Source organism: Micromonospora sp. NPDC049101 (assembly GCF_040648675.1).
Taxonomy (GTDB): domain Bacteria; phylum Actinomycetota; class Actinomycetes; order Mycobacteriales; family Micromonosporaceae; genus Micromonospora.
Genome location: NZ_JBEZED010000007.1, coordinates 25656 through 43183, shown reverse-complemented (window position 1 = coordinate 43183; position 17528 = coordinate 25656). Strand labels below are relative to the sequence as shown.

Genomic DNA, 17528 nt, shown 5'->3' with positions numbered 1-17528 from the left:
ACGCGCAGAGCGAAATCCGACTGGGGCGACCGACGCCCGATCCGGGCTTCGGAGGCGTTCCGGAAGCCCTCGGGAGGGCGGACCGCCGGTCGCGGCAACGCCGCGCACCGAGCTTGGGGAAGCTTGTCCACAGGCTGTGGATAGTTGCTCCACTGGTTGTGGACAACGTCGGTGCACGCGGAATGCTTCCCGGCCCGCAGACACGGCGACGCCGGCCCGCAGACGGCCCGCAGACACGGCGACGCCGGCCCGCAGACGGCCCGCAGACACGGCGACGCCGGCCCGGAGAAACTCCTCCGGCCCGGCGTCGGTGTCGCCTACGGTGGCGACTGACCACCAACTGGTGCTGGATCAGCGCTTCGCGTGGTACTCGTCGACGATCTCCTGCGGGATACGACCCCGGTCCGAGATGTCCTTGCCGGCCTTCTTGGCCCACTCCCGGATCGCCTTGTTCTGTTCGCGATCGGCCGTCGCGCCGCCCCGACCACGGGCGGCCCGCCCACCGATCACCACGCCGCCCCGGCCGACCTTGGTGCCGGCGCCCACGTACGAGGCAAAAGCGTCGCGCAATTTAGCCGCGTTGGCACTCGACAGGTCGATCTCGTACTGAACGCCGTCGAGGGCGAACTTGACGGTCTCGTCCGCGTCCCCGCCGTCCAGGTCATCGACCAGCTTGTGAATGATCTGCTTGGCCACGTCCCACATTCCTTTCGAGCAGGGCACTCCTGCTAACGAGAGCACAATAACCCCCGCAGTGCTTGCCGCGTCAATAGGATGCCGTTACGGCACGGCGCGTGGCGGGCGAGACTACTCCGGGCGGACCAACGGGAAGAGGATCGTTTCCCGAATTCCGAGGCCGGTCAGGGCCATCAACAGCCGGTCGATTCCCATTCCCATACCGCCGGCCGGCGGCATTCCGTACTCCATCGCCCGGAGAAAGTCCTCGTCGAGGCGCATCGCCTCGTCGTCGCCACGGGCCGCGAGCTGCGCCTGGGCCACCAGCCGCTCCCGCTGCACGACCGGGTCGACCAGCTCGGAGTACCCGGTGCCCAGCTCGAAACCGAGCACGTAGAGGTCCCACTTCTCGGCCAGCCCCGGCTCGCCGCGGTGGGCCCGGGTGAGCGGGCTGGTCTCCTCCGGGTAGTCCCGCACGAAGGTGGGCGCCTCCAGGCTGGGGACGACCAGTTCCTCGAACAGTTCCTCGGCCAGCTTGCCCGGCCCCCACTTCGGGTCGACCGCCAATCCCACCTTGTCCGCGTACTCGACCAGGCGGGTCCGCTCGGTGCGGACCGTGACCTCCTCGCCGAGCGCTTCGGAAAGCACGCCGAACAGCGTGACCGACCGCCACTCGCCCCCCAGGTCGAACTCCCGCCCGTCGGCGTGGGTCACCACCGTCGAACCGCTGACCGCGATCGCCGCCTGTTGCACGAGATTACGGGTCAGGTCGGCGATCGTGTCGTAGTCGCCGTACGCCTGGTACGTCTCCAGCATCGCGAACTCGGGCGAGTGCGAAGAGTCGACACCCTCATTACGGAAGTTGCGGTTGATCTCGAAGACTCGGTCGACACCGCCGACCACCGCGCGCTTGAGAAACAGTTCCGGAGCGATTCGCAGATACAGATCAGTGCTCAACGCATTGCTGTGGGTCACGAACGGCCGGGCCGTCGCCCCGCCATGCAGCAGTTGCAACATCGGTGTTTCCACCTCGATGAAGCCCTGTCCGTGGAGTGAATCGCGCAGACTGCGTACGGCGGCGGCTCGGGTACGGACCATCTCCCGTGCCTGCGGCCGGACGATCAGGTCGACGTAACGTTGCCGGACGCGGGCCTCCTCGGAGAGCGGCTTGTGTGCCACCGGCAACGGCCGCAGCGCCTTGGCGGTCATCTCCCAGCGCTGCGCCAACACCGACAGCTCGCCCCGGCGGCTGGTGATCACCTCACCGGTGACGCCGACGTGGTCGCCGAGGTCGACCAGGCGCTTCCACGCCTCCAGCCGCTCCGGCCCGACCCGGTCCAGGGAGAGCATCGCCTGCAACTCGGTGCCGTCGCCGTCGCGCAGGGTGGCGAAGCACAGCTTGCCGGTGTTGCGTACGAAGATCACCCGGCCGGTGACCGCGACCTGGTCGCCGGTCGCGGTGTCGGTCGGCAGGTCGGCATAGCGGGCCCGGACCTGCGCCAGGGTGGTCGTCCGGGGAAAACCGACCGGGTAGGGCTGGACGCCCTCGGCGAGCATCCGGTCCCGCTTCTCCCGGCGGACCTTCATCTGCTCGGGAAGGTCGTCGGCGGGGTCCACTGGCACGGCGTTCTGCTCGCTCACGGCACGCTTCCTCGTCACGAAGATTCAGGGGGTCAGGGCCGAGCGTACTCAAGCCGTCCGGGGGCTGTTACCGGATAACCTGCCCGTCATGGTCGATCACACTCACGCCCTGTCCTTCGGTGCCGCGGCGAGTAGTTACGACCGGTTTCGACCGCACTATCCGGCAGCTGCCCTCCGGTGGGCACTCGACGGGTTGCGCCGCGCCCGGATCGTCGATCTCGGCGCGGGCACCGGCATCCTGACCCGGGACGTGCAGGCGCTGGGCCACGAGGTCGTACCCGTCGAACCCGATCCGGGGATGCGGGCGCAGCTCGCCGAGAGCACCCCGGGCACGACGGCGCTGGCGGGCAGCGCCGAGGCGGTGCCGCTGCCCGAAGCGGTGGCGGACGCGGTGCTGGTCGGGACGGCGTACCACTGGTTCGACCGGGAGCCGGCGCACGCCGAGATCGCCCGGGTGCTCCGCACCGGCGGCACCTTCGCCCCCATCTGGAACATCCGGGACGACAATGTCGACTGGGTGGCGGAGCTGGGCCGGATCGCCCACCTCGACGACAAGTCCGCCGGCCTGGTCGAGAGGAACACGGACTTCGGGCCCGCGTTCGGCGCGATCGAGGCGCGCGAGTTCGTACACCGCACGACCCTCACCCCGGACGAGGTGCTCGGCATGGTCCGTACCCGCTCGTACTGGCTCACCGCCTCCGGCGAGGATCAGCAACGGGTGGAGCGGGAGCTGACCGAACTCCTCGACACCCACCCCGACCTGGCCGGTCGGGAGACCGTCGAGCTGCCGTACCGGACGTTGGTGCTGCGCGCCCGGCGGCACTGACTGTCACAGGTTGCGTTCGTAGACCATCCGGAGGCCGATCAGCGTGATCATCGGCTCGTGGTGGGTGATGGTGCGGCACTCGTTGATCACCAGGGAGGCCAGGCCGCCGGTGGCGATCACCGCCTTCACCTCGCCCAACTCCTCGGTCATCCGCTCGACGATGCGGTCCACCTGCCCGGCGAACCCGAAGTAGAGGCCGGCCTGGAGGCACTCCACGGTGTTCTTGCCGATCACCGAACGGGGCTTGGTGGCCTCGACCTTGCGCAGTTGGGCGGCGCGGGCGGCCAACGCGTCGAAGGAGATCTCGATGCCCGGGGCGAACGCCCCGCCGAGGAACTCGCCCCGGCCGCTGATCACGTCGAAGTTGGTGGTGGTGCCGAAGTCCACCACGATCGACGGCCCGCCGTAGAGGGAGTACGCGGCAAGCGTGTTCACCACCCGGTCGGCGCCCACCTCCTTCGGATTGTCGATCGCCAGCTGCACCCCGGTCCGTACGCCTGGCTCGACGATCACGCTCGGCAGGTCCGCGTAGTAGCGGCCGAGCATGGTGCGCAGCGAGCGCAGCGCGGCAGGCACCGTCGAGCAGGCGGCCACGCCGGTGATCTCGACGTTGTCCCCGGCGAGCAGCCCCCGGAACATCAGGCCCAACTCGTCCGCCGTCGAGCGGGCATCGGTCTTGATCCGCCAGGAGTGCACCAGCTTGTCGCCGTCGAAGGTCGCCAGCACGGTGTTGGTGTTTCCGATGTCGATGCAGAGCAGCACGCACGCAGCCTAGACAACCGGAGCGTGCGTCCAGGCCACTGGCCGCCCGGCTCGACCGGGCTCTACCCGGTGCGCAGGTCCAGCGCGATGTCCAGGATCGGCGACGAGTGGGTCAACGCACCCACCGAGAGGAAGTCGACGCCGGTGGCCGCGTACCGCCCGGCCACCTCCAGGGTCAGCCCGCCGGTCGCCTCCAGCTCGGCCCGGTCACCCACCGCGGCCACCGCCTCGGCCAGCACCTCCGGCGTCATGTTGTCGCAGAGCAGGAAGTCCGCACCGGCCTCGACCGCCTCCACCGCCTCGTCGACGGTTGTCACCTCGACCTGCACCGGCACCTCCGGGAACGCCTCCCGGACCCGCCGGTAGGCCGGTGTGATGCCGCCGGCCGCCAACTTGTGGTTGTCCTTGATCATGGCCACGTCGTAGAGGCCCATCCGCTTGTTGGTGCCCCCGCCGGCGCGCACCGCGTACTTCTCCAGCGCCCGCAGGCCCGGCGTCGTCTTGCGGGTGTCCAGCACCATCGCCTTCGTGCCGGCCAGGGCGTCGGCCCAGGCCCGGGTGTGGGTGGCCACCCCGGACATCCGGCAGAGCAGGTTGAGCGCCGTCCGCTCGGCCGTCAGCAGCAGCCGGGTCGGGCCGGTCACCGTCGCCAGCACGTCGCCGCGGGCCACCCGCTCGCCGTCGCGGGCCGACACCGACACCTCGACGGTACGACCGAAGCCGGTCACCTCCCCCACCAGCTCGAACACGGCGGCGGCCACGGCCGTCCCGGCCAGCACACCATCCGCGCGGGCCACCAGGTCGGCGGTGTCGGTCTGCTCCGCCGGAATGGTGGCCACACTCGTGACGTCCAGGAAGTCCGGGCCCAGGTCCTCGACCAGCGCGGTCTCGATCACCTGCCGCACCTGTACCGGATCCAGCCCGGCCGCCCGCAACGCCGCCTCTGTCGACCCCGTCAATGCCGTCCCCGTTCGCGACTGCGGGGCTCGCAAAACCGGCTCACTCCTCGCGCTCACTGTGAGTTCCCCTCCCACTGTTGGCCCACCCGACCTCCTGCCCCGACCGACCCGACCAGGTGGCCCAGCCACCGCTCGTCGGCCGTCGGGAAGTCCTCCCGCCAGTGGCAACCCCGGGTCTCACCCCGCGCGTACGCGGCGGCGACAAGCGTCGACGCCACGGTGAGCAGGTTCGTCGCCTCCCAGTCGGCGGTCCGGGGCCGCCCCCGGGCGGCGCCCAACTCCCGCAGTGTCCCGGCCGTCTCGGCCAGCGTCGCCGCGGATCGGAGCACCCCGGCGCCCCGGCTCATCGCCCGTTGCAGGGTCGGCGTCGCCGCCGCGGGCAGCACCCAGCCCGCGCCCCCACGCCAGGCACCGGTGTCCGCCGGCTGCGCCTGCTCGGGCAGGCCGGCCGCGATGTCCTCGGCGATCCGCCGGGAGAAGACCAGGCCCTCCAGCAGCGAGTTGCTGGCCAGCCGGTTCGCGCCGTGCACACCCGTGCAGGCCACCTCGCCGCAGGCGTACAGGCCGGGGATCGAGGTGCGGCCGCGCAGATCGGTGCGGACGCCGCCGGAGGCGTAGTGGGCGGCCGGTGCCACCGGGATCAGGTCGGTCGCCGGGTCCACGCCGATCGCCAGGCAGGACGCCACGATCGTGGGGAACCGGCCGGCCAGGAAATCGCCGCCCAGGTGCCGTGCGTCGAGGTAGACGTGGTCCGCGCCGGTGGCCAGCAACACCCGGTGGATGCCCTTGGCCACCACGTCCCGGGGGGCCAGCTCGGCCAGCTCGTGCTGGCCCACCATGAACCGCTTGCCGTCGGCGTCCACCAGGTAGGCGCCCTCGCCGCGCAGCGCCTCGGAGACCAGCGGCTGCTGCGCGTGCCCGGCGCCGGGCACTCCCGCGCCGGGCGGGGTGATCAGGGCGGTCGGATGGAACTGGACGAACTCCACGTCGGTCACCGCCGCGCCGGCCCGCAGCGCCAGCGCCACCCCGTCGCCGGTGGAGACGGCCGGGTTGGTGGTGGCCGCGAAGACCTGGCCCATTCCGCCGGTGGCGAGCACCACCGCACGGGCCAGCAGTGCGCCGACGCCGTCCTCGCTGCCCTCGCCGAGCACGTGCAGGGTGATGCCGCAGGCCGGGCCGAGCCCGTCCGGGCCGTCGCCGGGCGCGCGCAGCAGGTCCAGGACCAGGGCGTGCTCGACCAGGCGGATCCACGGGTCGCGTTGCACCGCGGCGTGCAGGGCCCGCTGCACCTCCGCGCCGGTGGCGTCACCGCCCGCGTGCACGATCCGGTCCGCCCGGTGCCCGCCCTCGCGGGTCAGCATCAGGGAGCCGTCCGGATGGCGATCGAACTCGGCACCGACGCGCATCAGCTCCCGCAGCCGGGTCGGGCCCTCCTCGACGAGCACCCGGACCGCCGCCGGGTCGCAGAGCCCGACTCCGGCGATCTCGGTGTCGCGGGCATGTGCCGCCGGGGTGTCGGTGGGGTCGAGCACGGCGGCGATGCCGCCCTGCGCCCAGCGCGTCGAGCCGTCGTCGATGTTGACCTTGGTGACCACCGTGACGTGCAGGCCCGCCTCACGCAGGTGCAGTGCGGCGGTCAACCCGGCCACCCCGGAACCCACCACGATCACGTCGGTGGTCTCCACCCAGCCGGGCGCGGGCGCGGCCAACAACGCGGGCAGGGTCGGCAGGTCGACGGTCGGAACGTCCATCCCCTCAGTCAACCCGAACCATCCTCGCTCGGGGCGGCGGGGGCGGGACGAGTGTTCTGGGCTACCCCGTCCGGCGTCGTGCCGGCCGGCTGGCCATTGTCACTTCGTCCGGATGGGAAGACCAGCCGGGCCCGCGCCCTTCAGCGAGGCGGTCACCATACGGTCGCTGAGCCAGAGGTAGCAGCGGACACCCCGGTCGCCGACCCGCCAGCGCCCCGCACCCGGTGGGCGGGCCACCACACCGCTGCGCAAACGCAGCTTGGCGTCGTCCGGCACGCCCACGTACCGGCCGAGGATGCTGCGACAGCCGGTGTAGAGCCGCGCCCAGTCGGCGCCCCTGGTCGGGTACGCCATGTCCGGCGCGCGCCACACCCCGACGAACTCGGCGTCGTGCTGTTGCGCGCACTCCACCGGGACCAGTGTCTGCACGCCCGCACCGGCCCCCGTGCGGGTCTGCTGGCAACCGAGCCGCAGCCCAGCGGCCCCCTTCAACGCGTCCCGCAGGCTGCCCGACCGGACCACCACGGTGGCCGCGGACTCGACGGTGGTCAGCTCGGTGAGGTCGCACCGGAACCAACGGGAACCGGCCGTCCAGCCCGGCCCGGAGGGCAGCGCCACCGACAACCGCAGTCGGCCGGCCCGCCAGTCGTCGCCCACGTACCCCGTCGCCCGGGTGTCGCACTCGGTGAACGCGCCCCGCAGCTCCGCCGAGCCACCCGCCGGGGCGCTCGCCCGCTCGACCGGAAACGCCCCCACATGCACGGTCTCCACCCGGTGCGGGCCGGCGCAGTCCACCGGCTCGTAGGCGGCGAGGGTGACCACATCGGTGAAGTCGGCGGCCTGACAGACGCCGGCGGCCGGGGTGAACGCCGACGCCTGCGGCAGCGCCGCCCAGTCGTCGGTCAGGTCACCGTCCAGGCCGCCGGACCCGGCACAGCCCACCAGCAGCACTGCCGTCACGGCAGCGGCGAACAGGGTCGTCGTGGCACTGCGCATATAGCGGCCTCCCCCAGCCACCGACCGGCTTCCGCCAGCGCGCCAAGGGTAACCGGTAATGACCTTCCGGTGACAGACCGGAATTGCGTCGCGCGCGATCAGACTCCGGACACGGCGAACGGACTGGGCACCGGGTCGCCGGCCATGCCGGGTGCCACACCGGCCGGGTCCCCGCCCAACTCGATCACCCGGTTGTCGGCGTTCACGTGCACCACAAGTGGCCGGTACGACCGGGCCTCGGCGTCGTCCATCTGGCCGTACGAGATCAGAATGACCAGGTCACCGGGGTGCACCAGGTGCGCGGCGGCACCGTTGATGCCGATCACGCCGCTGCCCCGCACGCCGGGGATCACGTACGTCTCCAGCCGGGCACCGTTGGTGATGTCCACGATCGCCACCTGCTCGCCGGGGAGCAGGTCGGCGGCGTCGAGCAGATCCTCGTCCACTGTCACGGAACCGACGTAGTGCAGGTCGGCCTGAGTCACGGTGGCTCGGTGGATCTTCGACTTGAGCATGGTCCGGAACATCGGGGTGGCCTTTCGCGGATTGGTGGAGGGTGGCGGCCGGGTCAGGCGCGCGGGGCGAGGTGGACGGCCGCGTTGTCGATCAGGCGGGTGGCGCCCACCCAGGCGGCGATCACCAGCCGCGCCGGCCCGCTGACCGGCCCCGGCTCCAGCTCGGGATCGGTGAGCACCAGGTAGTCGAGGCGTGCTCCCGGCGTACCTGCGCCGAACGCGGTGTGCGCGGCGGTCAGCACCGCGCCCGCGTCCAGGCCGTCCTCGGCGGCCCGGGCACCGGCCCGCAACGCGGCGGACAGGCTCAGCGCGGCGGCCCGCTCCGACTCGCTCAGGTAGCGGTTACGGCTGGACAGCGCCAACCCGTCCGGCTCCCGGACGGTCGGCACGCCGACCACCTCGACCGGCACGTCCAGGTCCCGGGTCATCCGCCGGACCAGGGTGAGCTGCTGGTAGTCCTTCTCGCCGAAGAACGTCAGGTCCGGTCGGGTGAGCTGGAGCAGCTTCAGCACCACGGTGAGCACCCCGTGGAAGAAGCCGGGGCGGCTCGCGCCCTCCAACTCCGCACCGAGCGGGCCCGGGTCGAGGCGTACGCGGGGCTGACCGTCCGGGTACATGTCCGCCACCGACGGGGCGAAGACGAGGTCCGCCCCCGCCCGCCGGCACACCTCCAGGTCGGCGTCGAGGGTGCGCGGGTAACGGTCGAAGTCCTCGTTCGGCCCGAACTGCAACGGGTTCACGAAGATCGTCACCAGCACGTGGTCGGCCTGTTCCCGGGCCGCGCGCAGCAACGTCTCGTGCCCGGAGTGCAGCGCGCCCATCGTCATCACCACGCCGACCGTGCCCTTCAGCCCGGCCCGGGCCTCGGCCAGCTCGGCGCGCGAGTGTACGAGCTGTGTCATGCGGCCACCTCCCGGGCAGTGTCGGCGAGCACGCCGAGCAGCGACTGCGCGTCCACCGGCCGCAGTCGGCCGGCGGCGATCGCCCGGTCGGCGGTACGCCGGGCCAGGGCGAGATAGGCGGGGACGGACTCCGGAGCGGTGGCGGCCAACCGGGCCAGGTGCCGCTGGACGGTGCCCGCGTCGCCCCGGGAGACCGGGCCGGTCAACGCGTCGTCACCGAGCCGCAGCGCATTTTCCAGGGCGGCTCGCAGCAGCGGGGCCAGCACCTTCTCCGGTCGGGCCACCCCGGCGTCGCGCAGCCGGTCGGTCGCCTCGTTCACCAGGGTCACCAGGTGGTTCGCGCCGTGGGCCAGCGCGGCGTGGTACAGCGGGCGGTCCGACTCGGCCACCCATTCGGGCACGCCACCCAGGTCGGCGACCAACCGGGCGGCGAGGGGACGCAGCTCCGCCGGGGCGGTCACCCCGTACGAGATGCCGCCCAGCCGGGCCAGGTCGTCCGGCGTACCGGTGAAGGTCATGGCGGGGTGCAGGGCGAGCGGGCGGGCGCCGACCGCGGCGGCCGGCGACAGCACGGCCAGGCCGTGCGCGCCCGAGGTGTGCGCGACGATCTGGCCCGGACGCAGCGCGCCCCGCTCGGCGAGGTCGGCCACCACACCGGCCAACGAGTCGTCCGGCACCGCGATCAGCAGCAGGTCGGCGGCGGCGTGGGCGACGGCGGCGGCCGGGCGGCGGGGCACCTCGGGCAGCAGCAGGGCGAGGCGGGCCCGGCTGGCCCCGGAGTCGCCGGTGACGGCGACCACCCGGTGCCCGGCGGCGACGAGTGCGGCACCCAGGACGGCTCCGACCCGGCCGGCGCCAACGACACCGACGGTGAGCAGACGGGAGGTGGGAGGGGTGCCGGGAGCGGCGGGCCCGGACAGGGCGGCCGGACGCGGGCGCAGCGGTGCGCTCATGACGACGATCCAGTCCTCGAGAAGGGGTACCGGTCGATCGCAAGTATGCGCCCGCGTCACGGGGCCGAAACAGGAGTGTGAAAACGTTCACCACCGAAGAAGGGCCCGGTGGTGACCGGTCGGGCTCAGGCCGGGGCCGTCGTGAGCGTGCGTAGCTCGGTGGCCACCTCGGCGATCAGGTCGGCGAGCGAGCCGCCATCGCTCTCGGGTGCGACCCAGCGGGCGAGCGCCACCCGGAAGACCAGCACACCGGACTCGGTCGCCAGGGCGGCGGTCGTCTCGCTGAGGCCCTTGGCACGCAGAGCGGCGGCGACCGCGGCCGTCAGCGAGCTCGTCTTGCGCAGCTCACGCTCCTGCAACTCGGGACTACCGGCAATGATCGACTGGCGCATCCGGACCAGCTCGATGCGATCGGTGAAGATCTGCTCCGCCACCCGGCGGAAGGCGGCGACGACCGCCTCGAACGGCCCGGCGTCCGTCTCGGCCACCGCCTTGACCAGAACCTCCTCCAGCTGCTCGCCGCCGCTGAAGAGCGCCTCGCGCTTGTCGCCGAAGAGCCGGTAGAAGGTGCGCTTGTCGAGGCCCGCGCGGGCGGCGATGTCGGCGACCGTCGTCTGTTCGAAGCCGCGCTCGCGGAACAGCTCGAAGGCAGCCGCCTCCAGGCGGCCGCGCGCGTCCGGTTGCCAGCGGGCCATCCGCCGATGGTATCCGATGTCACGTTGCGACATTCTTTCCGGCCGAGCCATGTCACATCGCGACATCGTGGAGTACGGTGATGTCACAAGGCGACATGACCATCTCACAAAGGAACTGCCATGCGCGTATTCGTCACCGGCGCCTCCGGCCACCTCGGCTCCGCAGTCGTGCCGGCACTGCTCTCAGCCGGACATGACGTCGTCGGCCTGGCCCGCTCCGACACGTCCGCCGCCGCGATCGAGAAGCTCGGCGCTGAGGTACGCCGCGGCGACCTGTCCGACCTCGACGTGCTTCGCCAGGAAGCCGCCGCCTCCGACGGGGTGATCCACCTGGCGTTCCGCCACGACCTCATGATCAACGGCGACATGGCCGACGCAGCCGAAACCGACCTGGCCGCCCTCGGGGCACTCGCCGACGGCCTGGACGGCTCCGGCAAACCCCTGGTCGGCACCAGCGGGACAGCCATGCTCGCGATGGGCGGCATCGTCGGTCGCCCCGGCACCGAGCGCGACGCCTTCCCGAGCGGCTACCGGATCGACGCGGAGAACTTCGTAGTCGACCTCGCCGCCCGCGGTGTGCGCTCCTCCATCGTCCGGCTCGCGCCCACCGTGCACAGCACGCTCGACCACTACGGCTTCATCACCGCCATCATCGCTGCCGCCCGGCAGAACGGGTACGCCGCATACGTCGGCGAGGGCACCAACCGGTGGCCGGCCGTGCACACGCTCGACGCGGCCGAGCTCTACCGGCTCGCCCTGGAAAAGGCCCCGGCCGGTGCACGCCTGCATGCAGCCGCCGACGAAGGAGTCTCCTTCCGGCAGATCGCCACCGCCATCGGGCGCAACCTGGACATCCCGGTCCGAAGCACCAGCCCCGACGAGGCAGACAACTTCTTCGGCTTCCTCGGGTCGTTCGCGCAGATGGACAACCCGACGTCATCCGCGCTCACACGCGAGCTGCTGGGCTGGTCCCCTGTCCGCCCCGGCCTGATCGCGGACCTGGACGAAGGGCACTACTTCCAGGCCTGAACAAAGTTCCGGGGAGCCCACCTTGATCAAATGATGAAAAGTAGGTGCGGGGAGCTTTCCTGACCTACTTTTCAGCAACTGATCACCGCGCGCCCCTCCGCTGCCGAGCGGGACGGCGCGGATGATCGTGACGTGGGCCGGAATCGGAGTGGGTGGATGTCGATCACCTGGCGGGACGCCATGAGCAGAGCCCTCTACGGGCCGGGTGGCTTCTTCGTCGCCGGCACCGGGCCGGCCGACCACTTCCGCACCAGCGTGCACGCCGCACCGGCGTTCGCCACCGCCCTGCTACGGCTTCTCGAAAACGTGGACTCGGCCCTCGGCCATCCGCCACGGTTCGACGTGGTCGACGTGGGTGCCGGGCGGGGGGAGCTGCTGCAACGCCTGCTGGCGTCCGTCGGGGTTGCGGTGGGGGTTTCCGGGGCGCCCACCCGCTCCGGGCGATCAGGCTTGATCCCTGCGCGGGCGGGCTCCCCGGAAACCCCGACTCCCCCGGCGTCCGCCCGTCGGTCGCCGGACGAGCCGTCGTCGGTCACCGTCCGTCCGTCGCTTGCGGAGCGGGTCCGCTTCACAGCAGTCGAGTACGCCGACCGCCCGGAGAACCTGCCCAAAGAGATCGACTGGACAGCCGAGATCCCAACCAAGATCACCGGAGTACTGCTGGCCACCGAGTGGTTGGACAACGTCCCGCTGGACATAGCGGTACACACCGAGGACGGCTGGCGATATCTGCTGGTCGACCCCGAGAGCGGCACAGAGACGGTCGGTGACCCGGTCAGTCCCGCCGATCTCGAGTGGCTGACGAGGTGGTGGCTGCACCCCGCGAGCCCGCCCAGCACGGACAGTGACCCGAGTCGGGGGATGGCCGGGACAGACCCGACCAGCGGAAGCGAGTCGGGTTTCCGGGCAGCCCGGCCGGCGCAGGGATCAAGCCTGACCGCCCGGAGCCGGCCGGGCTGCCCCGAAACCCCCCACAGCGACTACCCACGAGCCGAGATCGGCCGAAGCAGGGATGAGGCCTGGGCCAACGCGGTCCGGAAGATCAGCCGGGGTCTGGCGCTGGCCGTCGACTACGGGCACGTGAGCGAGGCACGGCCGGTGTACGGGACGTTGACCGGTTACCGCGCTGGGCGGCAGGTGCCTCCGGTGCCGGACGGGTCGAGTGACGTGACCGCGCACGTCGCCATGGACTCGGTCGCCTCCGCCGGTGCGGCGGTCGCCCGGTGTGCGTACTCCCTGGTCTCGCAGGCCGAGGCGCTGCGGGCGCTCGGGGCCGACGGCGGCCGACCGCCGCTGAGCATGGCCGGCACCGACCCGGCGGGGTACGTGCGGGCGTTGGCCGCCGCGTCGGCGGTGGCCGAGCTGACCGACCCGGCCGGGCTCGGCGGGCACCTGTGGCTGCGCCAACCGGTCGGCATCCCGCTCGACCCGTCCGTGGCACGATGACGGGCATGACCACCGACGCCGGGGACCTTCGTGAACTGACCGTCGGCACCGGGGCCGGGCTGATCGCCGGCACCGGCGATCAGCAGCTCGGCACCGACATGGTGCTGAACATCGGCCCGCAGCACCCCTCCACGCACGGTGTGCTGCGGCTCAAGCTGGTGCTCGACGGCGAACGGGTGGTCGCCTGCGAACCGATCATCGGTTACATGCACCGGGGTGCGGAGAAGCTCTTCGAGGTACGCGACTACCGGCAGATCATCGTGCTGGCCAACCGGCACGACTGGCTCTCGGCGTTCTCCAACGAGCTGGGTGTGGTGCTCGCGGTGGAACGCCTGATGGGCATGGAGGTGCCGGAGCGGGCCACCTGGCTGCGGATGGCCCTCGCGGAGCTGAACCGGGTGCTCAACCACCTGATGTTCCTCGGCTCGTACCCGTTGGAGATCGGGGCGATCACACCGATCTTCTACGCCTTCCGGGAGCGGGAGACGATCCAGGCGGTCATGGAGGAAGTCTCCGGCGGCCGGATCCACTACATGTTCAACCGGGTGGGTGGCCTCAAGGAGGAGGTGCCGTACGGGTGGACCGGCCGGGCGCGCGCGGCGATCGGTGAGGTACGTCGGCGGTTGCCCGACCTGGACCACCTGATCCGGCGCAACGAGATCTTCCTGGCCCGGACGGTGGGCGTGGGCGTGCTGTCCGCCGCCGACGCTGCCGCGTTCGGCGCGTCCGGGCCGGTGGCCCGCGCCTCCGGGCTCGACCTGGACCTGCGCCGCGACGACCCCTACCTGGCCTACGACGAGCTGGACGTGCCGGTGGTGACGAAGACCGCCGGGGACTGCCACGCGCGCTTCGAGGTGCTGCTGGACCAGGTGTACGCGTCGCTGGACCTCGCCGAGCAGTGCCTGGACCGGGTGGACCGGCTGACCGGGCCGATCAACACCCGGCTGCCGAAGGTGCTCAAGGCGCCGGAGGGGCACACCTACGCGTGGACGGAGAACCCGCTCGGCATCAACGGCTACTACCTGGTGTCGCGGGGTGAGAAGACGCCGTGGCGGTTGAAGTTGCGCACCGCCTCGTACGCGAACGTGCAGGCGCTGGCCACCCTGCTTCCCGGCTGCCTGGTGCCGGATCTGATCGCCATCCTCGGTTCGATGTTCTTCGTGGTCGGCGACATCGACAAGTGAGCCGGGCCGTCTGAGGTGTCAGCGCCAGCGCTCCGCGGGCGGGGTGCCGCCGGCCCGCGGCACGTCGTCCTGCGGCGGATAGCCGTAGCGCTCGTCGACCCGGCGTCGGCCGGTCCGCTCGGGAGCGGGTTCCGCCTGGTGGCCGCGCTGGTGCGGAGGACGCCACTCGTCCGGCACCGGCACCCCGCCCACCGGTAGCGCCGGCCGGCCCGCCGGCTCGGCCCGCCGGCCACCGTCGCGATCGTGCCGACGCGCCGGCTCGTCCCGCTGGTACGACTCGCGCTGCTCGTGCCGGCGCGGCTCCTCGTGCCGGCGCGGCTCCTCGTGCCGGCGCGGCTCCTCGTGCCGGCGCGGCTCCTCGTGCCCACGCGGCTCGTCATGCCCACGGGGCTCCTCATGACGACGGGGCTCCTCGCGCCGACGCGGCTCCTCGCGCCGACGCGGCTCCTCGCGCCGGACGGCGGCCCAGCGGTCGGCCATCCGGTACTCGGTGCCGGTGGCGTCGGTGCGCACCTCGGCCCGGCGTTCGCCGACCCGCAGCTCGTGGCCGTCCTCGTCGTCACGGACCGCGGCCCACCGGTCACCGGCCCGCAACTGCGACCAGTACTCGCCCGTGTCGTCGGCCCGCAGGGCCGGCCCGGGCTGCGGAGCGGCAGCGCTCGCCCGGTCGCGCCGCTCCGACCAACCGCGATCGTCCGGGTTGTCCCAGGAGCCCGAGGTCGGCCTCTGCGGCGCCTGGTGCGGCCTGGCGGCCGGGCCGGGCTCGTCGTACGTGTCGCGAGAGTCGGTCCACTCCGGCTCGTCGCGGCGACCCGTCCAGCCCGGCTCGTGCCCGTCCGGGTCCGACTCGTTCCGGTCCGGGCCCCAACCCGACGCTTCCCGCGCGCCGCTCCACTCGGGCTCGCCACCGGCCGAGGGCTGCGGCCCTCGCACCCGGTTGTCACCGGGGCGAGCCCGGTCGTCGCCGTACCCGGCTCGGGGGCGCTCCCCCGGCTCGCCCGCCGGCCGGCCGGCCGCGCGGGCACGCTCATCCACGCCACCACCCCGGGTCCACTCCTGCGCCGGCGGGGTCCACCGGCCCGAATGTTCGCCGCCGTAGTGCCCACCCGGCTCGGCGCCGTAGCGTCCACCCGGCTCGGCGCCGTAGCGTCCACCCGGCTCGGCCCCGTAGTGCCCACCTGGCTCGGCGGGCCCGCCGTCCACCACCGTGTGCCGGGTGGTGACGTGCACGGTTTCGGTGTGCCGGACCACGCCGAGGGGTCGGTGCGCCGGCTCGGGGCGGTCGTGTTCCTGGCGGCGGGCTGAGCCGTACGTGGCGTCGGCCGGCCGTTGCGCGCCGTACGTCCCCGCCGTCGCCCGCGGCTCGGCGGCCTCCCGTGGGTGGGCCGGCCCGTCGTCCGGAGGTGCGGGCTGACCCCACCGGGACGCGTCGTCCGGGCCGGACACCCGGGCGCGGCCCGGCGGTGCGTCCTCCGGCACCGAAACGCGGCTACGGGCCACCGGCGCGTTGTCCCCCGGCGGCTCGACACTCGGCACCCGCGCCCGGCCGGCACCCGCCGGCTCCGCCACCGGAGCGGCGGCGGCAGCGACGGGTGCGGCACCGGCGAGAGTGGCACCGCTGGCGTCGAGACGGCGGCGGACCGCGGCGATCCCCTCCTGTGCCCGGTGCGCCTGGTCGAGGGCCTGGCTACCGCGCTGAGCGGCGGTCGCGATCTGGGTACGCAGCTCCTCGATCTCATCCTGCAGCTCGTCGGCCCGGGCCGAGGCACCGGCATCGTCGGCCCGCAGCGCGATGGAGAGGCCGATCAGCACCACGGAGACGATGGCGAGCACCGCGGCGAAGCGCAGCGGGCCGTTGCCGTCGGCGACCAGCAGGATCAGCGCCGCCACCGGCGCGAGAGCCACCCCCGCCCAGAAGAGCACGGTCAGCAGCGATGGTCGACGCCGGGTGTCAGAGGTGACCGGGGCTGGCATGGATGTGCAGCCTACCGACGAGGTTCGCCGGAGGGAACGGGGTCCCCGGACGCGCGGACGCCCCCGCCCGGTCGGGGCGGGGGCGTCCGCGGCACGCCCGGCGACGGCTCAGCTGGTGGCGAACGCGCCGTCCGAGGAGAAGATCAGGCCCACGCTGATCGAGCCGTCACGCAGACCGCTCTTGGTCAGCGGCCCGCCCTGGTCCAGTGAGGAGAACGAGCCGACCTTCAGCCCGTACGTCTTCTCCAGACCCGGCTTGCAGAACGGACGCTGCTCGCACTCCGGCGGGCCGCCCAACTTCGTCGCGCTGCCCGAGCACTTCGCGGCGAGCTCGGAGAGGGTCCGCACGCCGTACTTGTCGGCGAAGGCCTGGGTGACGGCGAAGGCGTTCTGGTCCTGTGCGGCGGCCGGGGCGCCGAAGGTGATGCCCGCCTTGTCGCCCTCGGCCTTGAGCGCGGTCACCGTGGTGTTGATGTCGGGCGAGGAGATCGGCGGAGGGGTGCCGCCCTTGGCCTTGGTGTTGAGGAACTCGGCCATCGTCGCCGCGTACTCCGGGACGACCTGGATCTCGCCCTTCACCAGCGCCGGCTCGTACAGCTCGCGGTTGCCGATCTGCTGCACCTTGACCTGGTAGCCGGCGGCGGTGAGCGCGATCCGGTACAGCTCGCCCAGGATCTGACTCTCGGCGAAGTTGGCGGCACCCACCACGATGTCGCCGCCCGACCCCTTGGCGATGCCCGCGGTGACGTTGTTGGCGCTGGCGAACTCCTCGGCCGCCACCTTGGCGGTCTTGCGGTCCTCGTTGACGGCCTTGTTGAGCTGGATCAGCTTCGGGGTGTCGAGGGACGCGGAGACCTTGTCCAGTGCGGCGATCAGCTGCGGGTTGGCCGCCTTGCTGTTGACCGCGGGAATGACGTTGTCGGAGTTCTGGAGCTTCTTGTCGTCCTGCAGAGCGATGAGCTGCTTGCCGGCGACCGGGGCGCACCCGGCGCCGGAGGCGCTCTGCTGGGGTGCGTCGGTGCCGGACGAGCCGGCGTCACCGCAACCGGTGAGAAGTGCTGCCCCGGCGACGGCGCCGATGGCGCCGATCGCCAGACGTGTACGTGCGCGCATGTGCCCGCCTTCCGTGTCCCGGCGCGGCCCGTCCCGGGCCGGCCGCGTGTCCGACGGGCGATCCTGACTGTCGGTCGCCCGCGAATGTCCACCCAACATGCTCCGCA

The 17528-nt window shown here is 72.4% G+C and carries 16 protein-coding genes; 4 read left to right on the top strand and 12 right to left on the bottom strand.

All coding sequences use genetic code 11. The features are described 5' to 3' along the window. Positions 1-351: 351 nt before the first annotated feature. Together AB0B57_RS11590 and lysS are read right to left on the bottom strand one after the other, a co-directional pair. Entirely contained in the window at positions 352-696 is a 345-nt protein-coding gene (locus AB0B57_RS11590) for an Lsr2 family protein (RefSeq protein WP_110563841.1), read from the bottom strand. 111 nt (positions 697-807) lie between these two features. Next, positions 808-2316 (bottom strand): lysine--tRNA ligase, encoded by a 1509-nt coding sequence (lysS, locus tag AB0B57_RS11585; protein ID WP_357067971.1) that lies wholly within the window; start codon positions 2314-2316, stop codon positions 808-810. Positions 2317-2404: 88 nt separating this feature from the next. On the opposite strand from lysS, the gene AB0B57_RS11580 reads away from it, so the two are divergent. Next, complete coding sequence (locus AB0B57_RS11580; protein WP_357067969.1) at positions 2405-3142, top strand: class I SAM-dependent methyltransferase; 738 nt, start codon at positions 2405-2407, stop codon at positions 3140-3142. A 3-nt stretch (positions 3143-3145) separates the two neighbouring features. On the opposite strand, the gene AB0B57_RS11575 is transcribed toward AB0B57_RS11580, so the two are convergent. The 8 genes from AB0B57_RS11575 to AB0B57_RS11540 all read right to left on the bottom strand — a co-directional run bounded on the left by AB0B57_RS11575 (position 3146) and on the right by AB0B57_RS11540 (position 10675). Then, positions 3146-3904, bottom strand: a complete 759-nt coding sequence (locus AB0B57_RS11575; RefSeq protein ID WP_357067967.1) for a type III pantothenate kinase — start codon at positions 3902-3904, stop codon at positions 3146-3148. Between the two features lie 62 nt (positions 3905-3966). Continuing rightward, on the bottom strand, positions 3967-4863 hold the full coding sequence (gene nadC / locus AB0B57_RS11570; protein ID WP_357067965.1) for a carboxylating nicotinate-nucleotide diphosphorylase: 897 nt from the start codon (positions 4861-4863) through the stop codon (positions 3967-3969). A gap of 53 nt (positions 4864-4916) precedes the next feature. Then, complete coding sequence (locus AB0B57_RS11565) at positions 4917-6614, bottom strand: L-aspartate oxidase (RefSeq protein ID WP_357067963.1); 1698 nt, start codon at positions 6612-6614, stop codon at positions 4917-4919. A gap of 99 nt (positions 6615-6713) precedes the next feature. Further along, positions 6714-7610, bottom strand: a complete 897-nt coding sequence (locus AB0B57_RS11560; protein ID WP_357067961.1) for a septum formation family protein — start codon at positions 7608-7610, stop codon at positions 6714-6716. Between the two features lie 98 nt (positions 7611-7708). Further along, positions 7709-8137 carry an aspartate 1-decarboxylase gene (panD, locus tag AB0B57_RS11555; protein WP_357067958.1) on the bottom strand — a complete coding sequence of 143 codons (429 nt, stop codon included), beginning with the start codon at positions 8135-8137 and terminating at the stop codon, positions 7709-7711. Between the two features lie 41 nt (positions 8138-8178). After that, complete coding sequence (gene panC / locus AB0B57_RS11550; protein ID WP_357067956.1) at positions 8179-9027, bottom strand: pantoate--beta-alanine ligase; 849 nt, start codon at positions 9025-9027, stop codon at positions 8179-8181. Continuing rightward, positions 9024-9980, bottom strand: a complete 957-nt coding sequence (locus AB0B57_RS11545; protein WP_357067954.1) for a Rossmann-like and DUF2520 domain-containing protein — start codon at positions 9978-9980, stop codon at positions 9024-9026. The genes panC and AB0B57_RS11545 overlap by 4 nt, the downstream gene beginning before the upstream one ends. Before the next feature lie 125 nt (positions 9981-10105). After that, a complete protein-coding gene (locus AB0B57_RS11540) occupies positions 10106-10675 on the bottom strand; it encodes a TetR family transcriptional regulator (protein ID WP_357067952.1) in 570 nt (189 codons plus the stop codon). A gap of 120 nt (positions 10676-10795) precedes the next feature. Here AB0B57_RS11540 and AB0B57_RS11535 point away from each other — a divergent pair, with 120 nt between their 5' ends. The 3 genes from AB0B57_RS11535 (at position 10796) to AB0B57_RS11525 (ending at position 14334) form a co-directional block, all read left to right on the top strand. Beyond that, the gene (locus tag AB0B57_RS11535) at positions 10796-11704 is read left to right on the top strand and encodes an SDR family oxidoreductase (protein WP_357067950.1); all 909 of its coding nucleotides are present in this window, start codon (positions 10796-10798) and stop codon (positions 11702-11704) included. Positions 11705-11860: 156 nt separating this feature from the next. Beyond that, positions 11861-13150 carry an SAM-dependent methyltransferase gene (locus AB0B57_RS11530; RefSeq protein WP_357067948.1) on the top strand — a complete coding sequence of 430 codons (1290 nt, stop codon included), beginning with the start codon at positions 11861-11863 and terminating at the stop codon, positions 13148-13150. Beyond that, positions 13147-14334: an NADH-quinone oxidoreductase subunit D gene (locus AB0B57_RS11525; RefSeq protein ID WP_357067946.1), complete on the top strand. Its 1188-nt coding sequence runs from the start codon at positions 13147-13149 to the stop codon at positions 14332-14334. Before AB0B57_RS11530 ends, AB0B57_RS11525 begins: the two co-directional genes overlap by 4 nt. Before the next feature lie 18 nt (positions 14335-14352). Here the strand turns inward: AB0B57_RS11525 and AB0B57_RS11520 are convergent, their stop codons facing one another. Together AB0B57_RS11520 and AB0B57_RS11515 are read right to left on the bottom strand one after the other, a co-directional pair. Beyond that, a complete protein-coding gene (locus AB0B57_RS11520) occupies positions 14353-16308 on the bottom strand; it encodes a hypothetical protein (RefSeq protein ID WP_357067944.1) in 1956 nt (651 codons plus the stop codon). 108 nt (positions 16309-16416) lie between these two features. Beyond that, positions 16417-17421, bottom strand: coding sequence for a glycine betaine ABC transporter substrate-binding protein (locus tag AB0B57_RS11515; RefSeq protein ID WP_357067942.1), 1005 nt, complete (start codon positions 17419-17421; stop codon positions 16417-16419). Positions 17422-17528 lie beyond the last annotated feature (107 nt).